Source organism: Acinetobacter sp. YZS-X1-1, assembly GCF_000804305.1.
GTDB lineage: Bacteria > Pseudomonadota > Gammaproteobacteria > Pseudomonadales > Moraxellaceae > Acinetobacter > Acinetobacter variabilis.
In genome coordinates this window covers 85,810-110,393 of sequence record NZ_JWHB01000006.1, presented here as the reverse complement: position 1 = coordinate 110,393, position 24,584 = coordinate 85,810, and the positions used below count along the sequence as shown (strand labels likewise).

Here is a 24,584-nt window from a genome sequence, read left to right as displayed (position 1 = left end):
AAGTGAGTAATTTTTTATGGAACTTCAGGGCATTTGCCATAAAATGCACGTCGGTCTTACAGACCTTAGTGTAACTGATCAAAATACCCAGCGGGCAAATGTTGAATATAAATTAATATTAGATGGATCAGAAATTAACCTTCCATTCCAGTTAGGTCAGGAAATCGAGATTGAATGGACAGGAAATATCTATTGTGTTTCTTGCGGCAAAAAAACTTCTAAATCATTCTCACAAGGCCACTGTTTTAAATGTTTTAAAACTAAAGCTTCATGTGATATGTGCATCATGAAACCGGAAACCTGCCATTATCATTTAGGTACCTGCCGGGAAGATGAATTTGCACAGAATGTCTGCTTCCAGCCACATATTGTTTATCTGGCCAATTCCAGTGCCTTAAAAGTTGGAATTACCCGTATCAATCAAATGCCGACTCGTTGGCTGGATCAAGGTGCAACTCAAGCCCTTCCTATCATGAAAGTGGGTTCTCGCCGTCTTTCCGGTAAACTGGAAGTGATGTTTGGTACTCAGGTCGCAGATAAAACTGACTGGCGTAAATTACTCAAAGGCGAAGCGGAACCTTTAAATCTGATTGAGGTTCGCGATCAGCTGATTGAAGAATTTGCACCAAAAATCCAAACCATTCGTGAAGAGTTTAATCAGAATTTGCAGTTTAATGAGAATATTGAAGTACTGGACAAGGAATTACCGCGTGAGTTCATTTATCCGGTAGAGCAATATCCAGACAAAATCAAATCTCACAATCTGGATAAAACTCCAGTGATCCGAGGCAAATTACAAGGAATTAAAGGTCAATATCTGATTCTAGATACTGGCGTGATTAATATCCGAAAATATACAGGTTATGAGCTGATTTTTAGAGCGGAATAAAATAGCCGGATTTTAAAAGAAAGCTATATGCTCTCTTTTTTATTTTCGATATGATTTATTTCACTACTCAGAATAATAAAAAAACCAGCCCTCAGGCTGGTTTTTTTCAATCGAATCTTATTTGATTTTTGCGTGAGATTTTAAGTAACGCGTATAGTCATCAAATTCTTGTTGACCACGAAGCTGTTGATATAATTTCACCAGTTCACTACGTTGCTCTGCACTTAAAACATCGATCGGATTTTTCTTCACTTCAGAAACTGCCACAACAACCAATTCATTTGGCATATTTGCTGTCGTTACTGACCAGTGACCTGCTTTAGGCGCTGGTACGCTAAATGCTGCACGTTGTACATCACGCTTAAGCAGACCTTCTGCGCGTGTATAGATGCCTGCATCTTCAAATACCAGTTTACCTTTCGCAACTGATGCTGCAGGCTTGGTTTTAAACTCATTTAATGCAGTTTGCACTTCAGCTTTAGCCGCAGCAAATGCTTTATCTTGAATCAGTTTCGCTTTTACTGCTGGTTTAGCTTCTGCCAGTGTCTGCTCACCCGCTGCATGATAATTGCGAACTTTTACCCAAGCCACATCACCATTGGCTAACTGAATGCTTGACGATGCATTACGGTCGCCATTTTTCACGTCATCATTAAATAGTTTAGCTTTGACAGCTGCATTACTTAGCAATGGATCACGTGTCGCAAGGGTCACACCATTTGCTTTCTGGACCTGAACACCCTTCACTTCCTGAGCAACAACATCCAGCGAGTCCGCACTTACGACCATGTCATTCAGACTGTTTACCGTATCAGAGAATGCATTAGATTTTTTTGCTGCCAATACTTCTTCAGATAAACGTGCTTTTTGAGATTCAAAAGATGGAACTGCCACGTCAGGCAATTGGACTGAAATAATATGGTAGCCATAATCTGTTTTAACAGGCGCTGAAACTTGACCAGATTTTAAAGATGCAACAGTCTGATCAAAAGTAGTACCGAACACGCCTTTTTCATACACAGCAATAGCACCGCCTTTAGATTTAGATTCAGGATCTTCAGAGTATTGAGCTGCTGCTTGTGTAAAAGTGGTACCGGCTTTGATTTTAGCTGCAATTTCGTTTGCCAGTTTTTTGGCTTCAGCATCGCTACGACTATCAGCAGTCACCAGAATATGTTTAACCTCTGGTTTCACATTCTGCTTCTGGTCAGCCACAAATTTATTATAGGCTTCCTGCAATTCTGCATCACTAACCGCTACATTGGCAGTATCAATATTGCTTGCCTTGATCACCACATAATCCACATCAACGCTAGTTGGTTGCTTGAACTGGGATTTGTGCTTTTCATAATATGTTGCAATATCAGCTTCTGATACTTTTACTGCTTTTTTATAGCTGTCCAGATTCACGCTAGCGATATGAATATGACGCTGTTCAGTTTGCAGATCTGCAATTTGCTGCATTTCTACCGGACTGACCAGTGGATAATCCATAAAAGTAGAAGACAGCATTTTCAGTGCATGGTCTTTACGTAAACTTTCTACTAAAGCATTGTTGGTCATGCCAATTGATTTCAGATAATTTTCATATAAAGCATTGGAAAATTTGCCATTCTCCTGGAAAGAAGGCTGCTGTGAAATCATTTGTGCGATCTGCTGGTCACTCAGGCTAATTCCCAGTTTTTCTGCCTGTTGCAAAAGCAAGGTACGCGCAATTAGGGTATCCATCGCTTTTTGATCGATGAAGCTTTGATTTAATAAGGTTTCATCACCATTGGCATAACTTAAGTATTGTTGTTTGAATGATTTTGTCAGTGACTCTAATTCTTGTTTAGAGATATCAGTTCCATTGACTGATTTTGCTGCATCAGAATTCCCGCCGCTAAAATATCCTTCAATACCTACAAGCGCTAAAGGGGTTAAAAACAGAACGAGCAAGACCTTGCCCAACCAACCCTTAATAACTTTACGAAAAGATTCCATAAGTATTCCAATATTTTATTTGCAGAGGATTTTAACCGAAAAAACCCATTGAATGAATGTGTTAATCAAAACAATTAAATCTATCAATAAAAAACGCGCCAAAGAAGGCGCGTTTTAGGATTGAAGCAGCTTAAGCAACAGCGTCTTTTAAGCCTTTACCTGCTTTGAAGCTAGGTACTTTGCTTGCTTTAATTTCAAGAGTAGCCCCAGTTTGTGGGTTACGGCCAGTACGTGCAGCACGCTCTTTAACGCCGAAAGTACCGAAACCAACTAGAGTTACTGTATCACCCGCTTTTAAAGCTTCAGTAACAGAAGCAATTGTAGCATCTAAAGCTTTACCTGCGTCAGCCTTAGATAATCCCCCTTTCTCTGCAATTGCATCAATTAATTCTGATTTATTCATGAAAACTACGTCCTCTTAATATCGTTTATTTAAGGTCCAAGAATTTGTTTAAACTACCATAACGCCTTTATAGCAATGCTTTAGGTATAAACGCAATACTTATAAACCTCTTTTTTTTCAAAATATATGCGAAAAAAACATTGAATTATGAAGAAAGTCATTTTGTGTGTATTTTTTCCGATAATTCTTTCTGTATTTTTTCTTGCTGCAAGGTCAATTCATCAACCTTGGCATGCAACTGAAGAATTAAACGCTCCAGATGTTGTACATCCTTCAGTGTTACTAATCCTATACGATTCAAGGAATGATGAACAGAGTTGTCGATCAATTTTTCAACCTTATCTTTGGTATCTGTCACAGATTCACGTGCTTTTTCGGAGACTTTTTCCACAGTTTGATCTGCAATATCGACTGTTTTGGATTCCAGCTCTTCTCCGACCTTGACCAGCGAGTCAAACAGTTTATTGCCTTCTTCCTCCGCCCGGGAAAATGCCCCAAGGCCAGCTAACCAGATCTGCTTGGTATATTTGCGAAAGTCCAGCATCGAACGTCGCTCGGAAGCAGACTTTGACTTACTCTTCACTGGTTTTTCAATCAATTCCTGATCTGTATCTTGTGTCGTTTTTGTTTTATCCATGTACACGACTCCTGCTTATTCTCTATGCAAATATCATAAAATTATCTACAAAATCACCGCATAATAGCAAATTTAGGGCTTGATAGATTTGCTAAACTGTTCTACAAAGCACTTTATTTCAAGTCTAATTTGATTTAACCCTGAAATCTTTTACTCAGCAGGATGCTTTTTCATTTTAATTTTCAGGTAAGGATTGGTTGTATATATGAGTGAATCGCAACAAAGTCAAAATCAACCACATTTGTTGCTTACGATGACTTTGATCGTTTTAGAAACAATATTCACGTTTATTCTCAAACATGACCGTGTTGTTGCACTTCAGGCGAAGAAGTTTGTAGATGAGAATATCACAATAAAAATCAATAGTTATATTCCATATTTTGATTTCTATGTTCAGTTTACCAAAGACGGGCTGTTATTTGACTATAAAGCACCAGGCAGAGTTATTGATCTGGATGTTCGTACCACTTTAATGGATCTGATTAAAATTTTTATCTTTGGCAATCGCAGAAGCATTCGTGCGATGCGTATTGACGGCAATCAGGTTTTAAAAGACGAGTTCCGGGATTTACTGACTTTATTTGCCTTACCTAAAGTATTGTCCGACTGGAAACACTGGTTATCTGAACCACCAGCAGATGAGACCGATATTGTTTCATCAAGAAAACGTATTGCGCCTTTATTAAAGAAAATTGAAGATCAACGTTCTAAAATTAATAGCCTGCAAGTTGAAGTTAAACAGTATCGCAACCGCATTAAACGTATGGAACACCGTCAAAAGCAGATCAATATGGCCTTTAGTATAATCACAGTACTTTTGATTGGATTATTAGTATATAATTGGATCAGCGCGTAATTCTTTCAATTTCAGAAAATTAAATACGCTCGCCATTCACAAAAATAACTTGACTAATTTAGTCGGGATTCATAAAATCTACACATCTAGTCTAACCATGTGTATCGAATCATGCGCCTAACCACTCGCGGTCGCTACGCAGTGACTGCTCTACTTGATTTAGCTTTGCAGCCATCTGAACAAACGATCACGCTTGCTGAAATTGCAGCACGTCAAACTATTTCTGTTGCTTATCTCGAGCAGTTATTTGCGAAACTAAAACGTCATGGTCTAGTTTCGAGTATTCGCGGTGCCAATGGTGGATACCATTTAGCACGCAGTGCAGATGAAATTACTGTGTTAGCAATTATTGAAGCTGTAAACGAAACAGTTGATGCGACTCGCTGTGACCATAAAGGCAACTGCCAAAATGGCGCGATGTGCTTGACTCATGATTTATGGCAAGAACTCTCCCACCACATTGCCGATTATCTCGCAAAAATCACCCTTGCTGACCTTGTAGCCCGTGACAACGTACAAACTGTGTCATTACGCCAAAATTCAGCAAACATTGATTCAGCCCTTTTATCGGTTACAGGTATTTGACATGAAACGTCCGATTTATCTTGACTATGCAGCAACAACTCCGGTAGATCCTCAAGTTGCAGAACGTATGATGGAATGCTTAACTTTCGAAGGCACCTTCGGTAATGCAGCATCTCGTTCACATGCTTATGGCTGGCAAGCGGAAGAAAAAGTTGAATACGCCCGTGAACAAGTGGCGAATTTAGTAAAAGCTGATCCGCGTGAAATCGTATGGACTTCAGGTGCAACTGAATCTGACAACCTTGCATTGAAAGGTGTAGCTCAATTCTATGCATCTAAAGGCAAACACATCATTACTTCTAAAATTGAACATAAAGCAATTTTGGATACATGTCGTGAGCTAGAGTCTGAAGGTTTTGAGATTACTTATCTTGAGCCGCAACCAAAAACTGGCTTAATTACCCCAGAAATGGTTGAAGCAGCGATTCGTCCGGATACCATTCTTGTTTCCCTGATGATGGTAAACAACGAAATCGGCACGACAACTGATGTTGCTGCGATTGGTGAAATCACCCGTGCGAAAAAGATTTTCTTCCACGTTGATGCTGCACAGGCTGCGGGTAAAGTTGAAATCGATCTTTCTCAATTAAAAGTCGATTTGATGAGCTTCTCTGCACATAAAATCTATGGTCCCAAAGGTATTGGTGCCCTGTTCGTACGTCGTTCACCACGTGTACGTCTAAAAGCACAAATGCATGGTGGCGGTCATGAACGTGGTATGCGTTCAGGTACTCTTGCAACTCACCAGATCGTTGGTATGGGTGAAGCATTTGAACTTGCAGGTAAAAATTTACAGTCTGAACAAACTCGTTTACGTGTACTTCGTGACAAGCTTTGGAATGGCTTACAAGGTCTTGAACAGGTATTCCTGAACGGTCACCCAACTCAAAACGTTGCAAACTACTTAAACGTAAGTTTCAACTTTGTTGAAGGTGAATCATTGATGATGGCACTGAAAGATGCAGCGGTATCTTCAGGTTCAGCATGTACATCTGCAACACTTGAACCATCTTATGTACTTCGTGCATTAGGTCTTTCTGATGAGCTTGCACACAGTTCGATCCGCTTCAGCTTCGGTAAGTACACCACTGAAGAAGATATCGATCACGTTTTAAATATCACTAAAGCTGCTGTTGAGAAATTACGTGAACTTTCTCCGCTTTGGGATATGTACAAAGAAGGTATCGACCTTTCTACAGTTGAATGGGCTGAGCACTAATTTTTGACTTTGAGATAGTTGTATTTATACCGCTATCTCATTGATAAAAAAATTTTAATCCCCATATTTATATTAAGGCTGACCCCGAGTTTTGGAGAAGCAACATGGCTTATAGCGAAAAAGTAATTGATCATTACGAAAACCCACGTAACGTTGGTGTTTTAGACAAAAATGCAGAAAACGTTGGTACTGGTATGGTCGGTGCACCTGCTTGTGGTGACGTAATGCGTTTACAGATCCAGGTTAATGATGAAGGCGTGATTGAAGAAGCACGTTTTAAAACTTATGGTTGCGGTTCTGCAATTGCATCAAGTTCATTAGTGACTGAATGGTTAAAAGGTAAAACCCTAGACCAAGCACAAGCGATCAAAAACATTGATATCGCAAATGAATTGGCTCTTCCACCAGTAAAAGTGCACTGCTCTGTATTGGCTGAAGATGCAATTAAAGCGGCTGTTGAAGACTACCGTAACAAGAAGTCTAAAGCTTAATCATTCGTTTTTTGAAGAAAGATTCACGGAGTTTTCATGATCCACTTAACTGAAAATGCAGCAACTCATATTAGCAATTACCTCAAAAGTCGCGGTAAGGGTGAAGGCATTCGTGTTGGTGTGAAAACTTCAGGCTGTTCTGGTCTTGCTTATGTTCTTGAGTTTGTCGACGAAGTCGATACTCATGACCAGGTCTTTGAACAGTTTGGTGTTAAAGTTTTCGTAGACCCAAAAAGTCTGGTTTATCTCGAAGGTCTAGAAATGGACTACGTGAAAAATGGCTTGAACGAAGGCTTCGAATTTAATAACCCAAATAAAAAAGGCGAATGTGGTTGTGGTGAGTCATTCACTGTCTGATTGCAACAATTATTCTCTTTTTTCAGCATTAAAACAGTGTGAAATACACTGTTTTAATTGCATTTAGGCAGTTATTTTAATTGTAATCAAGCTTAATCATTTTTGCATATTAATCGCGGACTCTATCTCCCATGAATCATTTTGAGTTGTTCAATCTTCCTGTAGCACTCGATATTGATTTAGCCACTTTAAAAGCAGAATTTTTAAAGTTGCAGCAACAATATCACCCCGATAAAGCTGAAGATAAAGATCAGGCTTTGATTAAATCAAGCGAGATCAACCAAGCATTCAAGGCTTTGTCAGCGGTTGATAGCCGTGCAGCTTATTTACTGTCTTTAAAAAAACAGGACTATCATCTGGATCAGTCTATTAGCGATTTTGAATTTCTTCAGGATGCGCTGGAAATTCGCGAGCAATTAGATGAAGCCTCATCTGCTGAAGATCTTTCTTCTCTGAAAGTTGAAGTTCAGCAATGGATTGATGGTCTGGTTCGTGAGTTCAAAATCGACTATGAAGATGAAGACTGGGGTGAAGCTCGCGATACCGTGCGTAAACTGCGTTTCTTTGTTAAAGTCATGGCGGACATCGACAAAGCGGAAGACCGTTTCCTGGATGATGACAGCTTTGATCTTGATGATGAATTTTAATTTTTCTATTTAATTTTAACGTGCAAAGGATGTAACACTATGGCTCTCTTGCAGATTGCAGAACCAGGTCAATCAAGTGCACCACATGAACACCGCATTGCGATTGGTATCGATTTAGGCACCACCCACTCTTTGGTTGCCACGGTTCTTTCAGGTCAAGCCAAAGTACTCAAAGATGAACAAGGTCGTGTGTTACTTCCTTCTATCGTTCATTATGCAGCACAAAGCACTGAATATGGCGATGATGCCAAACCTTTTATTACCACCGATCCTAAAAATACGATTGTATCCGTAAAACGTTTTATGGGTCGCTCCCAAGCAGATATTAAATTCCAGCATCCTTATGCCTTGGTGGGCGAAGCGAATGAAATGCCGGCATTTGAAACTGCGCAAGGCCGTAAAACGCCAGTTGAGATTTCTGCGGAAATTTTAAAGCAGCTTAAAGAACGTGCTGAAGCCAGCTTAAAAAATGAGATTAATGGTACCGTGATTACGGTTCCTGCATATTTCGATGAAGCACAGCGTCAGGCAACACGCGATGCTGCGCAACTGGCTGGTTTAAACGTTCTGCGTTTACTGAATGAACCAACGGCTGCTGCGGTAGCTTATGGATTGGATCAGGAAACCAACTTGAGCACAGATCGCAACTATGTGATTTATGACCTGGGTGGCGGTACCTTTGACGTTTCAATTCTGCGTTTCTCTCAAGGTGTGTTCGAAGTATTAGCGACTGGCGGCCATACTGCCCTGGGTGGTGATGACCTGGATCGTCTGATTTTAAAATGGGCTAAAAAACAGCTTAATATCGAAACCCTAGATGATGCTGAATATGCGCATTTCATTACTGCTGCGCGTAAAGCTAAAGAAGCATTATCTGATGCTGACTCAGTTGAATTAAAGCTGCTTGACCAAAGCCTGACTTTAGATCGTCCAACCTTTGAAGAAATCATCAAGGTTGCCTTGGATAAAACCATCAGTGTATGTAAGCGTGTCATGCGTGATGCCAAACTGGAACTGGATGATATTCAAAACGTGGTTCTGGTAGGTGGTTCTACCCGCTCCTATGCCGTTCAGAAAGCAGTGCGTGAAGTGTTCAACCAAGAACCTCTATGTACCATCAATCCAGATGAAGTAGTTGCAATTGGTGCCTCGATTACTGCGAATCAATTGATTGGTAATTCAACCGACGGTTCATTATTATTAGACGTAACACCATTGTCTCTGGGTCTTGAAACCATGGGTGGTCTGGTAGAACGTCTGATTTCACGTAATACTGCGATTCCTGTGGCACGCCGTCAAGAATTTACCACCTATCAAGATGGTCAGACCGCGATGTTGATCCATGTAGTTCAAGGTGAACGTGATCTGGTAGAACATTGTCGTAGCTTAGGCCGTTTTGTACTGCATGGTATTCCTCCAATGACTGCAGGTCAAGCACGCATTGAAGTGACTTTCCAAGTGGATGCAGATGGCCTGTTAACCGTTTCTGCCAAAGAAATGACTTCAGGTGTGACTGCACAAATCGATATCAAACCATCTTATGGTCTGTCGAGTGAAGATACTGAACGTCTGCTGTTAGAAGGTTATCAGTTTGCTGAAGAAGATAAAAATCTTCGTCATCTGCAGGAAACCAAGGTGGAAGCACAACGTGAACTTGAAGCACTGGTTCAGGCACTGAAAGTAGATGCTCAATTGATGAATGAACAGCAATTGGCAGAACTGACTGTTGCGCAAGCACGACTTGAGTCCGAGCTACAAGGTACAGATATCAAAGCCATTGAATCTGCAGTAGAACAGCTTAAAATACATAGTGATGCATTTGCTGCTCTGCGCATGAATCAACATATTGATGCTGCCCTTAAAGGCACTAAACTCGACGATTGGTCAAACTCAAACTAATTTAAGGTAAAGACTATGCCACGTATTAAAGTTCTTCCACATGCGCAAATTTGCCCTGAAGGCGCTGAGTTTGAAGTTGAACAAGATGCCAATCTATGTGAAAGCATGCTGAAAAACGGAATCAAGATTGAACATGCGTGTGATATGTCATGTGCATGTACCACTTGCCACGTAATTGTCCGTCGCGGTTTCGACAGCCTTGAAGACATGAATGATGTCGAAGCTGACTTGCTCGATCGTGCTTGGGGTTTAGAACCCGACTCTCGTCTGTCTTGCCAAGTGAAGATTGTAGATGAAGATCTGGAAGTTGAAATTCCAAAATACACCATCAACCATGCTTCAGAAAATCATTAAGATTCAAAATCAAAAAACCACGCTTAGGCGTGGTTTTTTATGGTCTTTATTATTTATTTAAATCATAAAAATTAGATGACTTTTGATCGTTCAGCTGCTCGAAATGCTTCATCAGTAGATAAAGGCTCAATCACTTCATCTTCAAGTTTTAATTTCACAATTCCTTGAGAGTTGGTCAGTTGCTGCTGGGTTTGAATGCGTTTAATCATTTTCTCCAGTACATGCAATAACTCTGGATAATCATAGTTTTGCACTTCATCCAGATTTAACAGTAAATGGAAACCTTTATATTCATAATCAAACCAGCGCTGATATTCAACTTTCTGGAAGGCATATTTTTCCATCACTTGCCAAGTGCGAACCGGCGCCTTGATCCCTTTTAGGAAAATTGGCTCTTTAGGTGCACATAGATAGTCATTTTTGATCAGGTTATGGGTATCTTCAGAAATCAGGATTTCATCAACTTCCGCAGCACTTTGTAAGCGTGCAGCCAGATTGGCATCACGACCAACAATCGTATAGGCCATACGGTGATTGGCGCCATAGTTCCCCACGTGGCAATAACCGGTTGAAATCCCCATACGGATATGTAATGGCGGATAACCCATTCTGATCCAGCGTTCGCGTAACAATTTCATTTGCTGACGCATTGAAATTGCCATTTCCAGACAGTTTTTAGCATCCTGCTCTACGCCATCTGAATGCGGATCGCCAAAGAAGATCAGGATGGCATCACCCATAAACTTATCGACTGTTGCTTCATATTTCTTAGCGATTTCAGTCATATGACTTAAATAGTCATTCAGCAGGAAAGCCAAGTCATCCGGAATCAGAGTTTCAGAAAGCTCTGTAAATCCCTGAATATCCGAAAAGAAAATCGTGAGTTTTTTACGTTTGTATTCGATCTTAGCTTCAGATTCGCCTTTCATGATGGATTGCCATAATTGTACTGGCGCATAACGGCTGAGCTGATTGGCGAATTCCATATAACGGTTCATCTGGTCGAAATAATGGTTTTTCTTTTGGGTCATATATTGCATACGACCGCTTTGATAGAAATTTCCAACACCAAAATAAGTAATCAGACAGATGAAACCTAGTACGGTGAGTTCGGTACTGGTTGGACTGAAATAGCTGGTAAATCCAAAAATGCCAATGGTAGACAGATAAAAGATCATCGTGCCAATCAGGCCAGCCAGTGACACCATCATGAATGAAATCTTGTTATTAATGGCAGTATACAGCAATGTGACCACTGCCAGCAGGGACAACACCAGATCCAGATGCACAGCTGCAAGTACAACCGATACGATAATCACATCTAGAACAAAGAAGAAATTACGTTTTAAATTATAGTCGTATTTATAAATCATCCACCGGGATAATTTCGGTGTGATCACCAAGACCAGTGCCAGAAACAACGGAACGAAAATCTGGTAATTGGTATCCGGCTCCGTATAGTGATAGACGATCAGAACCAGAGACAGCATGATATATCCCATCATCCGATGGAAATATTCAAACTGTTTCGGTTCCTGATGAATCCAGTCGTCTAATTGCACTCAATTACTCTCTTAAAGTCCAGAATCCTGAATGGACCATAAAATGTATGTCAACGCTTAGTCCATACGCCAGTCAAATGGCATATCCCCTTGACCGCGTAAAGCCAGCATCAAGGTTTGACGCATATGTGCCAATACTTCACTGCTATAAGGAACTGCTGGAGTACCCCATACCGGCTTAGGCCATGCTACATCATTTTGATAACGCACCACATGATGAAAATGCAGTTGTGGCACCATATTGCCCAAAGCTGCGACATTCATTTTATCGGCACGGAATACACGCGCTAACTGGCTAGATAACCAGCTTGATTCACGTAAAAACTGTTCTTGGTCAGCTTGGCTCAATTCATATAATTCGGTAATGCCTGGTACACGCGGAACCAGAATCAACCATGGAAATTGCATATCATTCATCAAACGACATGTTGATAAAGGAAAGTCGCCTACAAAAAACGTATCTTGAGCAAGTTGTGGATGCAAACTAAACATATCTTTATAAATGATGCAAAATTAGAATGATGGCTAATACTACCATATACAATTGCGACTGAGTATTGTAAGCGGGCGCTTTAGGGCAATTTTGTATGAATTGTGAAGGACAAAACGGCAAACTATTAGCTTAAATAATTTCATATGAAAACAAGCTGATATTCACACTATATTTATAAAAATGAAATATAGCGTGAATATTCATATTCCATGAAATCTAAAAATATTAATTTAGCTCTTTTAATAGGCTATCCAGTAAATCGCTGATGAACTGGATTCGTTTTTGATAATCTTCCAGCATCACCATCACTTTTAATCGCTGGCCGCCTTCCATCCTGAAATATGTCGGATGTTTCTGCATCATCTGGATAATACTCATAGCCTGAACTGGCGTATCTGGCGCAAACTCGATATGGCCACCCTGCCCACCAATGTCAATTTTAGTGATGCCCAATTGCTCGGCTTTAAGACGTAGCTGATGCACAGCAAATAATTGTTTCACCGGTTGCGGCGGAATGCCAAAACGGTCAATCAGTTCCATACGGATATTATCGAGTTTTTCCTGAGTATCAGTATTACTGATGCGTTTGTAGAACAGCAAGCGCTGATGTACATCACCCAGATAATCGTCTGGAATCAGGGCTGGCATATGCAGGTTGATTTCCGCAGTTAAAGACAGTGGCGTATCAAAATTCGGCGTTTTACCTTTTTGAATGGCTTTGGTGGCTTTTTCCAGCATTTCCATATACAGGCTATAACCTATCGCCTGCATCGAACCACTTTGCTGTTCACCCAAGAGTTCACCTGCACCCCGGATTTCCAGATCTTCGGTTGCCAGCATAAAACCCGCGCCCAGATTTGAAGCCCGTTGAATCGCATCTAGGCGTTTTTCAGCATCGCCCTTTAAACCTTTTATCGATGGAACCAAGAGATAAGCATACGCCTGGTGATGGGAACGACCAACACGCCCCCGCAACTGGTGCAACTGGGCCAGACCGAGCTTATCCGCACGTTCAATAATGATGGTATTGGCACTCGGCACATCGATCCCGGTTTCAATAATAGTCGAGCACACCAGAACATTGTATTCCTTGTGATAGAACTGCTGCATGACCTGCTCCAGTTCACGTTCACGCATTTGCCCATGGGCAACAATGACACGCGCTTCTGGGACCAATTCACGCAAATTTTCTGCGGCGCGATCAATGGTATCCACTTCATTATGCAGGAAATAAACCTGACCACCACGCAGCAATTCACGCAGAATCGCTTCTTTAATGGTGTCATTGGTCTGTTCCTGCACAAAGGTTTTTACTGCCAGACGGCGTGCTGGTGGTGTCGCGATTATTGAAAGATCACGCATACCACTAAAAGCCATATTTAGGGTACGGGGAATTGGTGTTGCGGTCAGGGTCAACATATCTACATCAGCACGTAGCGCCTTAATACGTTCTTTGTCCCGCACCCCGAAACGGTGTTCTTCATCGACAATCATCAGGCCAAGATTGTTGAATTGGACATTTTCCTGCAAAATTTTATGCGTACCAATCACAATATCCACTTTGCCTTCTGCCAGGTCATCAATCGTTTTAGTATGTGCCTTAGAAGAACCGAAACGTGACAACACTTCAATGCGTACTGGCCAGTCCGCAAAGCGGTCTTTAAAGGATTCATAGTGCTGTTGTGCTAACAAAGTGGTTGGGACCAGAACTGCGACTTGACGGTTATTCTGCACCGCCACAAAAGCAGCACGCATTGCGACCTCAGTTTTCCCAAAGCCCACATCACCACAAACCAGACGATCCATTGGTTTGGCCTGCTGCATGTCATATAAAGTTGCTTCAATGGCATTGGCTTGATCTAACGTTTCTTCATAGGCAAAACCGCTGGCAAACTGCATATACAGGCTTTGATCCAGCTCAAAACTGATTCCGGGCTTGGATGAACGTCGTGCCTGTATATCTAGTAATTCGGCTGCGACATCGTGAATCTGTTCCAGTGCCTTACGTTTTGCTTTGCTCCAGGCATCTGTTCCGAGCTTATGTAGTGGTGCCAGATCAGGATCACCACCACTATAACGGCTGATCAGATGCAGGTTGGTCACGGGTACATAAACCTTGGCATCATCAGCATAATCCAGCTGCAGGAATTCATGATCCTGATCGTCAATGCTCAGGGTAATCAGGCCGGCATAACGTCCTACACCATAATCAATATGTACGACTGGCGCACCAATGGTCAGCTCAGTCAGACTGCGGATCAGGAATTCTTCGGAGACTTCCTGTTGACGCTTGCGACGGCGCTGCACCACGCGATGTTCATAGAGCTGGTTTTCCGAGATCACACTGATGCGATCCGTCAAGACCAGACCACGCTCTAAAGGTGCGCTGGTAATGGCAATCGCATGTAATGATGCGACAAAGGCATCAAAATTCTCGACGGTCGGGATATCCCCCAGACTTGGACGCAGTGCATCTTTTAGTGTTTCTCGGCGACCTGCACTTTCAGCCACGAGTAGAACAGGATGATTAGCTGCATCGATATATTTTTTGACTTCGGTAAAGGGCTTTTCACGTTTTGGATCAACAGGCAAGCGTGGTGGTAACTGGGTATCCAGATTAATCACGCCGGCTTTCTCATCAAAAGCTTCTTGTGCCGCAATGATGCGACTAAACTGATTTAGCTGTTCTAAAAGCTGATTGGTCGGACAGAACAGTGCTTCAGGCGGCAGAATCGGCTGATCAATATTATGGCGGCGATCTTCATAACGGCGAGTTACGTCCTGCCAGAACTGTTCTAAACTCTGCTCCAATGCCTTATCTGTAATGACAATGCCATTCTTTGGTAAATACGAAATCAAGGTACTTTGCCCTTGCATCGCTTCATGACTAAAGAATAAAGGCAGGTAGAACTCAATTCCAGGTGAAGCAATGCCATCCATCACATCCTGATAAATTGGATTTTTCTTTGGATTAGCTGTCGGGAAAAATTCTGAATAACGGTCACGGAAAGTAGCACGACCTTCCTTAAGGGGAAATTCTTGTGCGGGTAATACCGTAAATTGTTCTAGAGTTTGCGTAGTACGCTGGGTTTCCGGATCAAAAAATTTCAGGGTCTCAATTTCGTCATCGAACAGGTCAATCCGGATCGGTGCATCCTGACCTGAAGCATATATATCGATAATGCTACCGCGAACTGCAAATTCACCATGGTCATAAACGGTATCGACCAGATGATAACCAGCCTGAATCAGTTTTTTCTTTTGCTGTTCCAGATCTAGCTTTTGTCCAACTCGAATATCGAAGTGTTCACCCAGCACCCATGAAGTAGGTGCAACACGCTGTGCCAATGTAGAAGCTGCCAGCAACAATACGCCACTTTGAGGCATATTAGATAAAATTGCCAGACGTTCAGAAACGATATCCTGATGCGGTGACAGACGGTCATAAGGCAAAATTTCCCAATCTGGAAATATGGTTGGTTTAATCCCATAAAATTCCAGTTCGCTTTCCAGTTGACCCAAATGCTGGTTATTACGTGCAACAATAACAAATAGGCGCGATTGCTGCTGCTTGATAATTTCTTTCAGCAATAATGCAGTAGACGAGCCTTGCAGATTGCCTAGCCAGCGTTTCTCGCCTGCCTTGAGCTTGGGTAAATTAAGTTGGGAAATTTCTTGTTGGAACATGTATATAGCTTTAAAGTCTAAACAACATGAAGCTTATACTATCACGATGATCTGGTGCTATTTCGTTATTTTTATGCAGTCGTTACAGATTGACTGCACAGGATAAAATCAGCCTATGATTCATCTATTTTTTGTCGCGTAAAAAGTTACGATAATAGTCATTTAACTTTTTCACAATCATTTTAAATTGCAGCAAGTTTTCTTCAGTATTTCCTAATCTTGCATTAAAACGTTGATTGGCAATTTCCAGATCAATTTTTTCATTAATGATCATTGCAGTTGAATATAGCGATTTTAAATCATCAAATGTTTTCATACGTCGGTTAGACAAGTATTCCAGCCGCTCACCCAGCTCCTGATTTAAATTAATTCCCTCCACAATATAACCAGTCCCTTCTATATATTGGATATGATTCTCTTCCAAAAAAGCCTGAGCCGGATCAGGTTTGTTTGATTTAAATAAGTTACTGATTTTATCAAACATGCTATACACTCAATTCATCGTATGATCGATATAGTCTAGATGAAAATGCCCCAAACCCACAGACGGGATTTGAGGCAAATGGTTAAAATCAGCACGAATCTATATTCGGCTCATCTTTAAGCTTTCAGGATACCTGTTCCCATTGATTCATCATTGGGACTTCTGAAACCAAATTTTCAAAGGCAAAGATTTCATCCAGCTGAATTTCACTCAACAAACCCAGCTCCAGCACCACTTCGGGTACAGTTTTATTTTCACGAATACATTGCTTGCCAATTTCGTCGCAAGTGGCATGACCTAAAAGTGGCTCCAGTAAGGTGATAATCCCGATACTACGCATCACTGCATTTAAACAGTTCTGTTCGTTGGCCTGAATCCCGGCAATACATTTTTGTTGTAGGGTCTGCATACCTTGAGTTAATAATTGGATGGATTCATTTAAGGATACTGCAATGACAGGTTCCATGACATTGAGCTGTAATTGCCCTGCTTCTGCTGCCATCGTTATAGTCAAGTCATTGCCAATCACGCGAAACGCAATCTGATTGACTACTTCCGGAATAACCGGATTGACCTTGGCTGGCATGATAGAAGAACCTGCCTGCAATTCTGGCAAACGGATTTCCGCCAGACCGGTACGTGGGCCAGAACTCAAAAGACGCAAGTCATTACAGATCTTGGATAATTTAACAGCCAGACGTTTCAGACTGCTCGATAGAATAATAAACACACCACAATCGCTGGTCGCTTCGACATAATCTTCCGCGCCTTTTAAAGGTAGGCCAGTAATTTTCGCTAAAGTGTGTACTGCATGTTTGGCATAACCATCTGGAGTATTCACGCCGGTTCCAATGGCTGTCGCACCCAGATTCACTTCCAGCAACAACTGACGCATTTGCTCAATCAGCTTCAGGTCTTCCTTTAATAGAGTCGCGAAAGCACGGAATTCCTGTTCCAGGGTCATTGGAACCGCATCCTGTAACTGGGTACGCCCCATCTTGATCACATACTGAAACTCTGATGCCTTGCTATATAAAGTATCAATCAACGATTTTTGCACATGAAGCAGTTCATCCAGACGTGTATATGTCGCTAGACGTAGTGCCGTGGGATAGACATCATTGGTCGATTGCGAAGTATTCACATGATCATTCGGATGCAAGATATGGTAATCGCCTTTACGATGCCCGAGCAATTCTAGCGCCCGATTTGCAATGACCTCGTTTGCATTCATATTGATAGAAGTACCGGCTCCACCCTGATAAGGATCAAGCGGAAATGCTTCCTGCCAATCCTCAGGTTGATGAATCAACTCATCACAGGCTTGTTGAATAGCAGTACTTTGTTGTTCTGATATTTTCTGAAAATGTAAATTCGTTTGTGCTGCTGCTTTTTTAACTTGCGCCAGTGCGCGAATAAAGTGTGCTTGCTGGCCTACTGCCAGACCTGAAATCTGAAAATTCTCAATCGCACGCAAAGTATGAATACCATAATAGCTGTGCTGGGGAATCTGCTTCTTACCCAATAAATCCTGTTCAATTCGGCTTGATTCTATTTGCAACATATTGTCCATGTCATATTACTCTTAGCGATGATGCGCCATTCAGAATGGCATTACTGTACTATGAAGAGAGGCTCTAAAAACAAATAGAAGGGATTTAAGCAGGATTTGAAACAAAATATGACTAATTCGAGCTTGTTGTTAGTTTTGTAAATTTGTGTAATTAAAATACAAAATTTCAATGAATTTAACCGTTTATTAAAATTACCTATTTTTCTTCAAAACCATGTGTAACTTTGCATTTTACGACCCTCTACTAATTCTGCATTTTTATGAGAAAACCCTTAATTTACACAAAATATACATAAAAGCTGATCAACTGTTACAGAGTGTAATTTTTAAACCGTGTTTGAATCACTGCCCTGTAAACGCAGTTCAAAAAATCATCCCGGATGATGATGTTCAAAATTTAAGGATACTCTGCCTATGAGCTCGCTAAACCCGACACTGATTACTTTTATGTTTTATATCGTCGCCATGATTGGGATCGGTTTATACGCCTATCGTGCGACGTCCAATTTTGATGAATATATTCTGGGTGGGCGAAGTCTGGGCAGTGTAGTGACTGCACTATCCGCAGGTGCTTCCGATATGAGCGGCTGGTTGCTGATGGGTTTACCCGGAGCCATTTATCTGTCTGGCCTGTCTGAAGTCTGGATTGCGATTGGCCTGATTATTGGCGCCTGGCTGAACTGGTTACTGGTTGCTGGCCGTCTACGGGCGCATACCGAGTACCAGAACAATGCCCTGACCCTGCCGGATTATTTCACCAGCCGTTTTGCGGATAAGAAACGAATTTTACGCTTACTATCAGCCATTGTGATTTTGGTGTTCTTTGCAATTTACTGTGCTTCCGGCATGGTCGCAGGTGCACGTCTGTTCGAAAGCCTGTTTGGCTGGGATTACACCACGGCGCTCTGGCTTGGTGCAGTGGCTACGATTCTATATGTGTGTATTGGCGGCTTCCTGGCAATCAGTTGGACCGATACTTTCCAGGCAGGATTGATGATCTTTGCCCTGCTCATTACACCGATCATTACCTATTTGGCATTGGGTGATAATGCTCAACAAGTAGGTGCTCTATTAGAAACCGCCCGTCCACATGCATCCAATATGCTGGAAGGTCTGAGTTTTGTGGCAATTATTTCCAGCCTAGCTTGGGGCTTAGGCTATTTTGGTCAGCCACATATTCTGGTGCGCTTTATGGCGGCAGATTCGGTTAAAACCATTCCTGCTGCACGCCGGATCGGGATGGCCTGGATGATTCTGTGTCTGGTGGGTGCGATGTCTGCGGGCTATATCGGAATTGCTTATTTTGCGGCAAATCCTGACCTTCCTGCTGCTGCAATCGTGAACCAGAATCCTGAAACCGTGTTTATGGAACTGACTAAAATTCTGTTTAATCCCTGGATTGCAGGCATTATATTGGCGGCAATTCTGGCTGCGATTATGAGTACGTTAAGCTGTCAGTTGCTGGTTTGTTCGACCACCCTGACTGAAGATTTATACAAAGGCTTTCTGCGTAAAAATGCGTCGCAAAAAGAACTGATCTGGGTGGGTCGTGGCATGGTGATTGTGATTGCCTTGATTGCAATTTCCTTGGCCATTAATCCGAATAGTAAAGTTCTGGGTCTGGTAGCTTATGCGTGGGCTGGCTTTGGTGCTGCCTTTGGTCCACTGATCATTTTCTCATTGTTCTGGAAACGCATGACCCTCAATGGCGCGATTATCGGAATGGTAGTTGGTGCTGTAACCGTAATTGTCTGGAAAAATTATATGGGTGATACCGGTCTGTACGAGATCATCCCGGGCTTTATTCTGGCAGCGTTAAGTATTGTGATTGTGAGCCTATTGGATAAAGCGCCAAGTCACGATGTCGTTAATCGTTTTGAACTGGCGAAAGCTGAATATCAAAAAGAAATGGCTGAAATGAATAAATAATCTTTCTATTTCAAATTAAAAAGGGACTTTATGTCCCTTTTGTTTTGTCTGAATTTATACCTTAGCTTTAGCCGGCATTTTCAACTTGATCTGCTGGGTTTCCTTGATCACTTCCATGACCGGATAACTACGGGTTTCTTTTACCCCCGGTAATTGCCACAAAATATCACCGGAGATTTTTCGGAATTCATCCATATTGGCACAGCGAATTTTCACTACGAAATCAAAGCCGCCGCTAATCATATGACATTCCACAATATCCGGAATATGCTGCACTGCCTCGGAAAATTCTTCCAGCACATTCGGTGTGGTTTTATCCAGCAGGATTTCAACAAAGACCACAAAACCGTTATTCAGCATGATCGGATTAAGCCGCGCTTCATAACCGAGAATAAATCCCTCCTTGGTTAGTTTTTGTACACGCGCCAGTACCGCAGTTGGTGATAGATTCACCATTTCTGCCAGTTTAATATTGGAAATTTTCGATTCAGACTGCAGCAAATCAAGGATGCGAATATCTATTCGGTCAAGGCTTAAATAAGGGCTATTCATTAGAATTATTCTCTAAAAATGATACAAACTATAGTGAGATATTCGTCAATTATTTTGGGATTATAGATTAAAACTCATTCAACTCAAAGAACCGTTTGACGCAGTACAGGAAGTCACTATGTCCACCACCCTACGCCCAAATTCGCACTCGAATGCCATGCAGCAGTCGAATTATATTGCTGAATTTAAGGATAAAAATGAATATGAACAGCGCATTAATTCTGCATGGCGACGTGCAGAATCCGAGTGCGTGGAAACCCTGCTGGAACATAGTGAAATTTCCTCTGAACTGACGGACAAAATCCAAAACCTGGCTTTTGATCTGGCGCATTCCTTGCGTGAACGTAAAGGTTCAGGTGGCAAGGCCGGCATTGTACAAGGGCTATTACAGGAATTTTCGCTGTCTTCTCAGGAAGGTATCGCATTGATGTGTCTGGCAGAAGCTTTGCTGCGTATTCCGGATACGGCGACCCGCGACCTGCTGATTCGTGACAAGATCAATCAGGGCAACTGGAAAGAACATCTCGGGCAAAGCCAGCTGATGTTTGTCAATGCTGCGGCCTGGGGACTGATGCTGACCGGAAAGCTGATGGAAACCCCACAACAGAAAAGCCTGTCAAGTCTGTTAACTGGCCTTTTGGCACGCAGTGGCCGTGGCATTATCCGCAAGGCGGTCGATGTGGCGATGCGTATGATGGGTGAACAGTTTGTGACTGGCGAAACCATTGATGAAGCACTGAAAAATGCCGAACGTCTGGAAGAAAAAGGTTTCCAATATTCTTATGACATGCTGGGTGAAGCAGCACTAACCGATCCGGATGCAGAACGTTATTATCAGGATTATCAAAATGCAATTCATGCCATCGGTCAGGCATCAACAGATAAAGATGTTTATAATGGCCCGGGTATTTCCATTAAACTGTCTGCGCTGCATCCACGTTATCAACGCTCACAGATGGATCGTGTGAATGATGAACTGTATAGCAAAGTACTGAATCTGGCGGTTCTGGCGAAAAAGTACAATATCGGTCTGAATATCGATGCGGAAGAAACCGAGCGTCTGGAAATTTCCTTAGAGCTTTTAGAACGCCTGTGTTTTGAACCTGAACTCAATAACTGGAAAGGCATTGGTTTCGTGATTCAGGCTTACCAGAAACGCTGCTTCTATGTCGTGGATTACATCATTGATCTGGCTAAACGCAGCCAGAAACGCCTGATGATTCGTCTGGTGAAAGGCGCTTACTGGGATAGCGAAATCAAGAAAGCTCAAATTGAAGGCATGTCAGATTATCCGGTATTTACCCGTAAAGTGCATACTGACCTATCCTATATTGCCTGTGCACGAAAACTATTAGCAGAACCGGACTATATCTACCCGCAATTTGCGACGCATAATGCGCAGACTGTTGCCACTATTTACCAACTAGCCAATCCAGAACGTTATTATACCGGTCAATACGAATTCCAGTGTCTGCATGGCATGGGTGAACCACTATACGAAAATGTGGTAGGTGACAAAGCTGCTGGAAAACTCGGTGTTCCATGCCGGATCTATGCACCTGTCGGGAACCATGAAACTCTACTGGCTTATCTGGTGCGTCGTCTGTTAGAAAATGGCGCCAATACTTCATTCGTGAATCGCATTGCCGACAAAAATTTAAAAGTCGAAGACCTGATTGAGAATCCACGTCAAACCATTTTAAAAGCAGCCCAACAGGAAAATGCCTTAGGTGCTAAACATCCGAAAATCCCTTATCCAAAAGATTTATACGGTGCTCTGCGATCAAATTCGTCCGGATTGGACCTGGCCAATGATGCAAACCTGCAAGCCTTAAATGAAGTTGCAACAGACTTAGCGAATAGTCAATTCCAGGCTGCTGCAATGGGTACTGCTTTCTCAGAAATCGATAGTAGTCATCCAGTACAGATTATCAATCCAGCACAGCATCAGGACGTTGTTGGTACTGTCTATGAAGCCACCACTGAACAGGCAGAAATTGCCCTGACTCAGGCAGTGAATGCACAAAGTTTTTGGAGTAATCTGCCAAAGAATGAACGTGCTGCTTGCCTAAACAAAGCCGCCGACCTGATGCAACAACGTTTACTGCCACTGATGGTTCTACTGTCTCGTGAAGCCGGTAAAACCTATGCCAATGCGATTGCCGAAGTTCGTGAAGCGATTGACTTCCTACGCTACTATGCTGGCCAGATGCTGGACCTGTCTAATGATGTACATATTCAGCCTTTAGGAACTGTACTCTGCATTAGTCCTTGGAACTTCCCGTTAGCGATCTTTACCGGACAGATTTCGGCGGCATTGGTTGCTGGCAATACAGTCATCGCAAAACCTGCTGAACAGACTCCGTTGATTGCCGCTCAAGCTGTGCAGATTCTCTGGGAAGCGGGTATTCCACAAGATGTACTGCAATTATTACCGGGTCGTGGTGAAACCATTGGTGCTCAACTCAGCCAAGATTCACGCATCCAGGGCATCATGTTTACCGGTTCAACCGAAGTAGCGAAGATTCTGCAAAAAACTGTCGCAGCACGCCTGAATCAGTTTGGCGAAAGCGTCACTTTAATTGCCGAAACTGGTGGTCAGAATGCCATGATCGTAGATTCGTCTGCGCTCACCGAACAGGTTGTGCTGGATGTAGTTAACTCAGCCTTTGACAGTGCTGGTCAGCGCTGTTCTGCCCTGCGTGTGCTCTGCGTACAGGAAGATAATCTAGATACCGTACGTAAGATGCTAAAAGGTGCAATGCAGCAATTGCGAGTCGGTAATCCGGTTCTACTCAAAATGGATATCGGTCCTGTGATTGATGCCGAAGCACAGCAAAACATCCAGGAACATATTGAGCAGATGCGCAGTAAAGGTCATAAAGTTCATCAACTCATGTTTAATCAGGATGCTTTTGATCTAGCTCAAGGTACCTTCATCCCACCAACTTTGATTGAACTGCCGAATTTGAATGATCTTGAACGTGAAGTCTTTGGTCCAGTGCTGCATCTGATTAGCTGTAAAGCCGGTGAGCTGCCACAACTTCTAGATCAGATCAATAGTAAAGGTTATGGCCTAACCATGGGCCTACATACCCGGATTGATGAAACCATGCAAACCGTGATTTCAAAAGCGCATGTCGGGAACTTGTATATCAACCGCAATATTGTCGGTGCTGTGGTGGGTGTACAACCCTTCGGTGGTGAAGGTCTGTCTGGGACTGGTCCTAAAGCTGGCGGTCCACTTTATATCTACCGTTTAATGCATCAGGTGTCTGAGAAGAAACTGGCTCAGCCTTATGCCATGCAGCCTGCCCAAGCTTCCTTTGGAAATCCGGTGTTAGAGGACTTTAAGGCCTGGGTAAACAAGACTTTCCCAAGAGTTTCTTTGCAAGCTCCTGCTCAGATTACAACGGTACATAGCTTTAGCCTACAAGGTCCAACGGGTGAAGAAAACCAGTACTTGATCTTGCCGCGTGAGAGTGTGTTATCACTAGCAGAAAATGATATGGATCAGATTCAGCAAATCTTGTCAATTTTATCGGTCGGTAGCCGTCCGGCTGTACTGGCAGACAATACTTTTATACTCAAGTATCTGCAAAGTATGCCCGCGAGTGTGGTGAAGGCCATTAAAGTTATCAAGGATATTGAATCAGGTGATTTTGAAGCTGTACTGCATCATGGCAAGACCTCTGCATTGATGGATTTGCAGCAACGTATTGCAAGACGACAAGGAGCTATTGTAGGTATCACGCATTTAAGCTCAGGAAATTATGAGATTCCAGTGGAGCGTTTCGTGATTGAACGTGCAATCAGTATCAATACCGCAGCTGCAGGTGGTAATGCCAGTCTCATGACCATGTCAGGTCTGTAAAAAGCTTTAGTACTGAGATTATTTTAATCCCTTTCCTCTTATGGCCAAATCTCTCCCCTTTGAAGATTTGGCCTTTTTTTAACTGCTTTTCCAGCCTGTTTCCCTGAATA

20 protein-coding genes are annotated in these 24,584 nt (G+C 42.4%); 11 read left to right on the top strand and 9 right to left on the bottom strand.

Features of this window, described 5'->3' with window-relative positions:
* The first annotated feature begins 16 nt into the window (after positions 1–16).
* Positions 17–889: a DUF2797 domain-containing protein gene (locus RJ01_RS05890; protein WP_034170346.1), complete on the top strand. Its 873-nt coding sequence runs from the start codon at positions 17–19 to the stop codon at positions 887–889.
* 117 nt (positions 890–1,006) lie between these two features.
* Here RJ01_RS05890 and RJ01_RS05885 read toward each other — a convergent pair whose 3' ends face one another.
* The 3 genes from RJ01_RS05885 to RJ01_RS05875 form a co-directional block, all read right to left on the bottom strand.
* Positions 1,007–2,872: a SurA N-terminal domain-containing protein gene (locus RJ01_RS05885; protein ID WP_034170345.1), complete on the bottom strand. Its 1,866-nt coding sequence runs from the start codon at positions 2,870–2,872 to the stop codon at positions 1,007–1,009.
* Positions 2,873–3,002: 130 nt separating this feature from the next.
* Positions 3,003–3,275: an HU family DNA-binding protein gene (locus tag RJ01_RS05880; RefSeq protein ID WP_004786051.1), complete on the bottom strand. Its 273-nt coding sequence runs from the start codon at positions 3,273–3,275 to the stop codon at positions 3,003–3,005.
* A gap of 157 nt (positions 3,276–3,432) precedes the next feature.
* Entirely contained in the window at positions 3,433–3,912 is a 480-nt protein-coding gene (locus tag RJ01_RS05875) for a phasin family protein (protein WP_034170344.1), read from the bottom strand.
* Between the two features lie 205 nt (positions 3,913–4,117).
* On the opposite strand from RJ01_RS05875, the gene RJ01_RS05870 reads away from it, so the two are divergent.
* From RJ01_RS05870 to fdx, 8 genes are all read left to right on the top strand, one after another.
* The gene (locus RJ01_RS05870; protein WP_034170343.1) at positions 4,118–4,768 is read left to right on the top strand and encodes a hypothetical protein; all 651 of its coding nucleotides are present in this window, start codon (positions 4,118–4,120) and stop codon (positions 4,766–4,768) included.
* A gap of 111 nt (positions 4,769–4,879) precedes the next feature.
* On the top strand, positions 4,880–5,353 hold the full coding sequence (locus RJ01_RS05865) for an Rrf2 family transcriptional regulator (RefSeq protein WP_034170342.1): 474 nt from the start codon (positions 4,880–4,882) through the stop codon (positions 5,351–5,353).
* A gap of 1 nt (position 5,354) precedes the next feature.
* The gene (locus tag RJ01_RS05860; protein ID WP_004786059.1) at positions 5,355–6,572 is read left to right on the top strand and encodes an IscS subfamily cysteine desulfurase; all 1,218 of its coding nucleotides are present in this window, start codon (positions 5,355–5,357) and stop codon (positions 6,570–6,572) included.
* A gap of 104 nt (positions 6,573–6,676) precedes the next feature.
* A complete protein-coding gene (gene iscU, locus RJ01_RS05855) occupies positions 6,677–7,063 on the top strand; it encodes a Fe-S cluster assembly scaffold IscU (protein ID WP_004786061.1) in 387 nt (128 codons plus the stop codon).
* Between the two features lie 36 nt (positions 7,064–7,099).
* On the top strand, positions 7,100–7,420 hold the full coding sequence (gene iscA / locus RJ01_RS05850; RefSeq protein WP_004786063.1) for an iron-sulfur cluster assembly protein IscA: 321 nt from the start codon (positions 7,100–7,102) through the stop codon (positions 7,418–7,420).
* 131 nt (positions 7,421–7,551) lie between these two features.
* On the top strand, positions 7,552–8,067 hold the full coding sequence (gene hscB / locus RJ01_RS05845) for a Fe-S protein assembly co-chaperone HscB (protein WP_004786065.1): 516 nt from the start codon (positions 7,552–7,554) through the stop codon (positions 8,065–8,067).
* A gap of 39 nt (positions 8,068–8,106) precedes the next feature.
* Entirely contained in the window at positions 8,107–9,966 is a 1,860-nt protein-coding gene (hscA, locus tag RJ01_RS05840) for a Fe-S protein assembly chaperone HscA (protein WP_034170341.1), read from the top strand.
* 15 nt (positions 9,967–9,981) lie between these two features.
* Positions 9,982–10,320: an ISC system 2Fe-2S type ferredoxin gene (fdx, locus tag RJ01_RS05835; protein WP_004786069.1), complete on the top strand. Its 339-nt coding sequence runs from the start codon at positions 9,982–9,984 to the stop codon at positions 10,318–10,320.
* Positions 10,321–10,391: 71 nt separating this feature from the next.
* Here fdx and RJ01_RS05830 read toward each other — a convergent pair whose 3' ends face one another.
* From RJ01_RS05830 to aspA, 5 genes are all read right to left on the bottom strand, one after another.
* On the bottom strand, positions 10,392–11,882 hold the full coding sequence (locus tag RJ01_RS05830) for an adenylate/guanylate cyclase domain-containing protein (protein WP_034170340.1): 1,491 nt from the start codon (positions 11,880–11,882) through the stop codon (positions 10,392–10,394).
* A gap of 57 nt (positions 11,883–11,939) precedes the next feature.
* Positions 11,940–12,374: an HIT domain-containing protein gene (locus RJ01_RS05825; protein ID WP_004786072.1), complete on the bottom strand. Its 435-nt coding sequence runs from the start codon at positions 12,372–12,374 to the stop codon at positions 11,940–11,942.
* Between the two features lie 226 nt (positions 12,375–12,600).
* Entirely contained in the window at positions 12,601–16,062 is a 3,462-nt protein-coding gene (gene mfd, locus RJ01_RS05820; protein WP_034170339.1) for a transcription-repair coupling factor, read from the bottom strand.
* 124 nt (positions 16,063–16,186) lie between these two features.
* Positions 16,187–16,546 (bottom strand): hypothetical protein, encoded by a 360-nt coding sequence (locus RJ01_RS05815; RefSeq protein WP_034170338.1) that lies wholly within the window; start codon positions 16,544–16,546, stop codon positions 16,187–16,189.
* A gap of 124 nt (positions 16,547–16,670) precedes the next feature.
* Complete coding sequence (gene aspA / locus RJ01_RS05810; RefSeq protein ID WP_034170337.1) at positions 16,671–18,119, bottom strand: aspartate ammonia-lyase; 1,449 nt, start codon at positions 18,117–18,119, stop codon at positions 16,671–16,673.
* Between the two features lie 414 nt (positions 18,120–18,533).
* Between aspA and putP the strand changes: the two genes are divergently transcribed.
* On the top strand, positions 18,534–20,048 hold the full coding sequence (gene putP / locus RJ01_RS05805; protein ID WP_034170336.1) for a sodium/proline symporter PutP: 1,515 nt from the start codon (positions 18,534–18,536) through the stop codon (positions 20,046–20,048).
* 54 nt (positions 20,049–20,102) lie between these two features.
* Here putP and RJ01_RS05800 read toward each other — a convergent pair whose 3' ends face one another.
* The gene (locus RJ01_RS05800) at positions 20,103–20,600 is read right to left on the bottom strand and encodes an Lrp/AsnC ligand binding domain-containing protein (protein WP_004786082.1); all 498 of its coding nucleotides are present in this window, start codon (positions 20,598–20,600) and stop codon (positions 20,103–20,105) included.
* Positions 20,601–20,718: 118 nt separating this feature from the next.
* Here RJ01_RS05800 and putA point away from each other — a divergent pair, with 118 nt between their 5' ends.
* The gene (gene putA / locus RJ01_RS05795) at positions 20,719–24,474 is read left to right on the top strand and encodes a trifunctional transcriptional regulator/proline dehydrogenase/L-glutamate gamma-semialdehyde dehydrogenase (protein WP_034170335.1); all 3,756 of its coding nucleotides are present in this window, start codon (positions 20,719–20,721) and stop codon (positions 24,472–24,474) included.
* Positions 24,475–24,584: the final 110 nt, after the last annotated feature.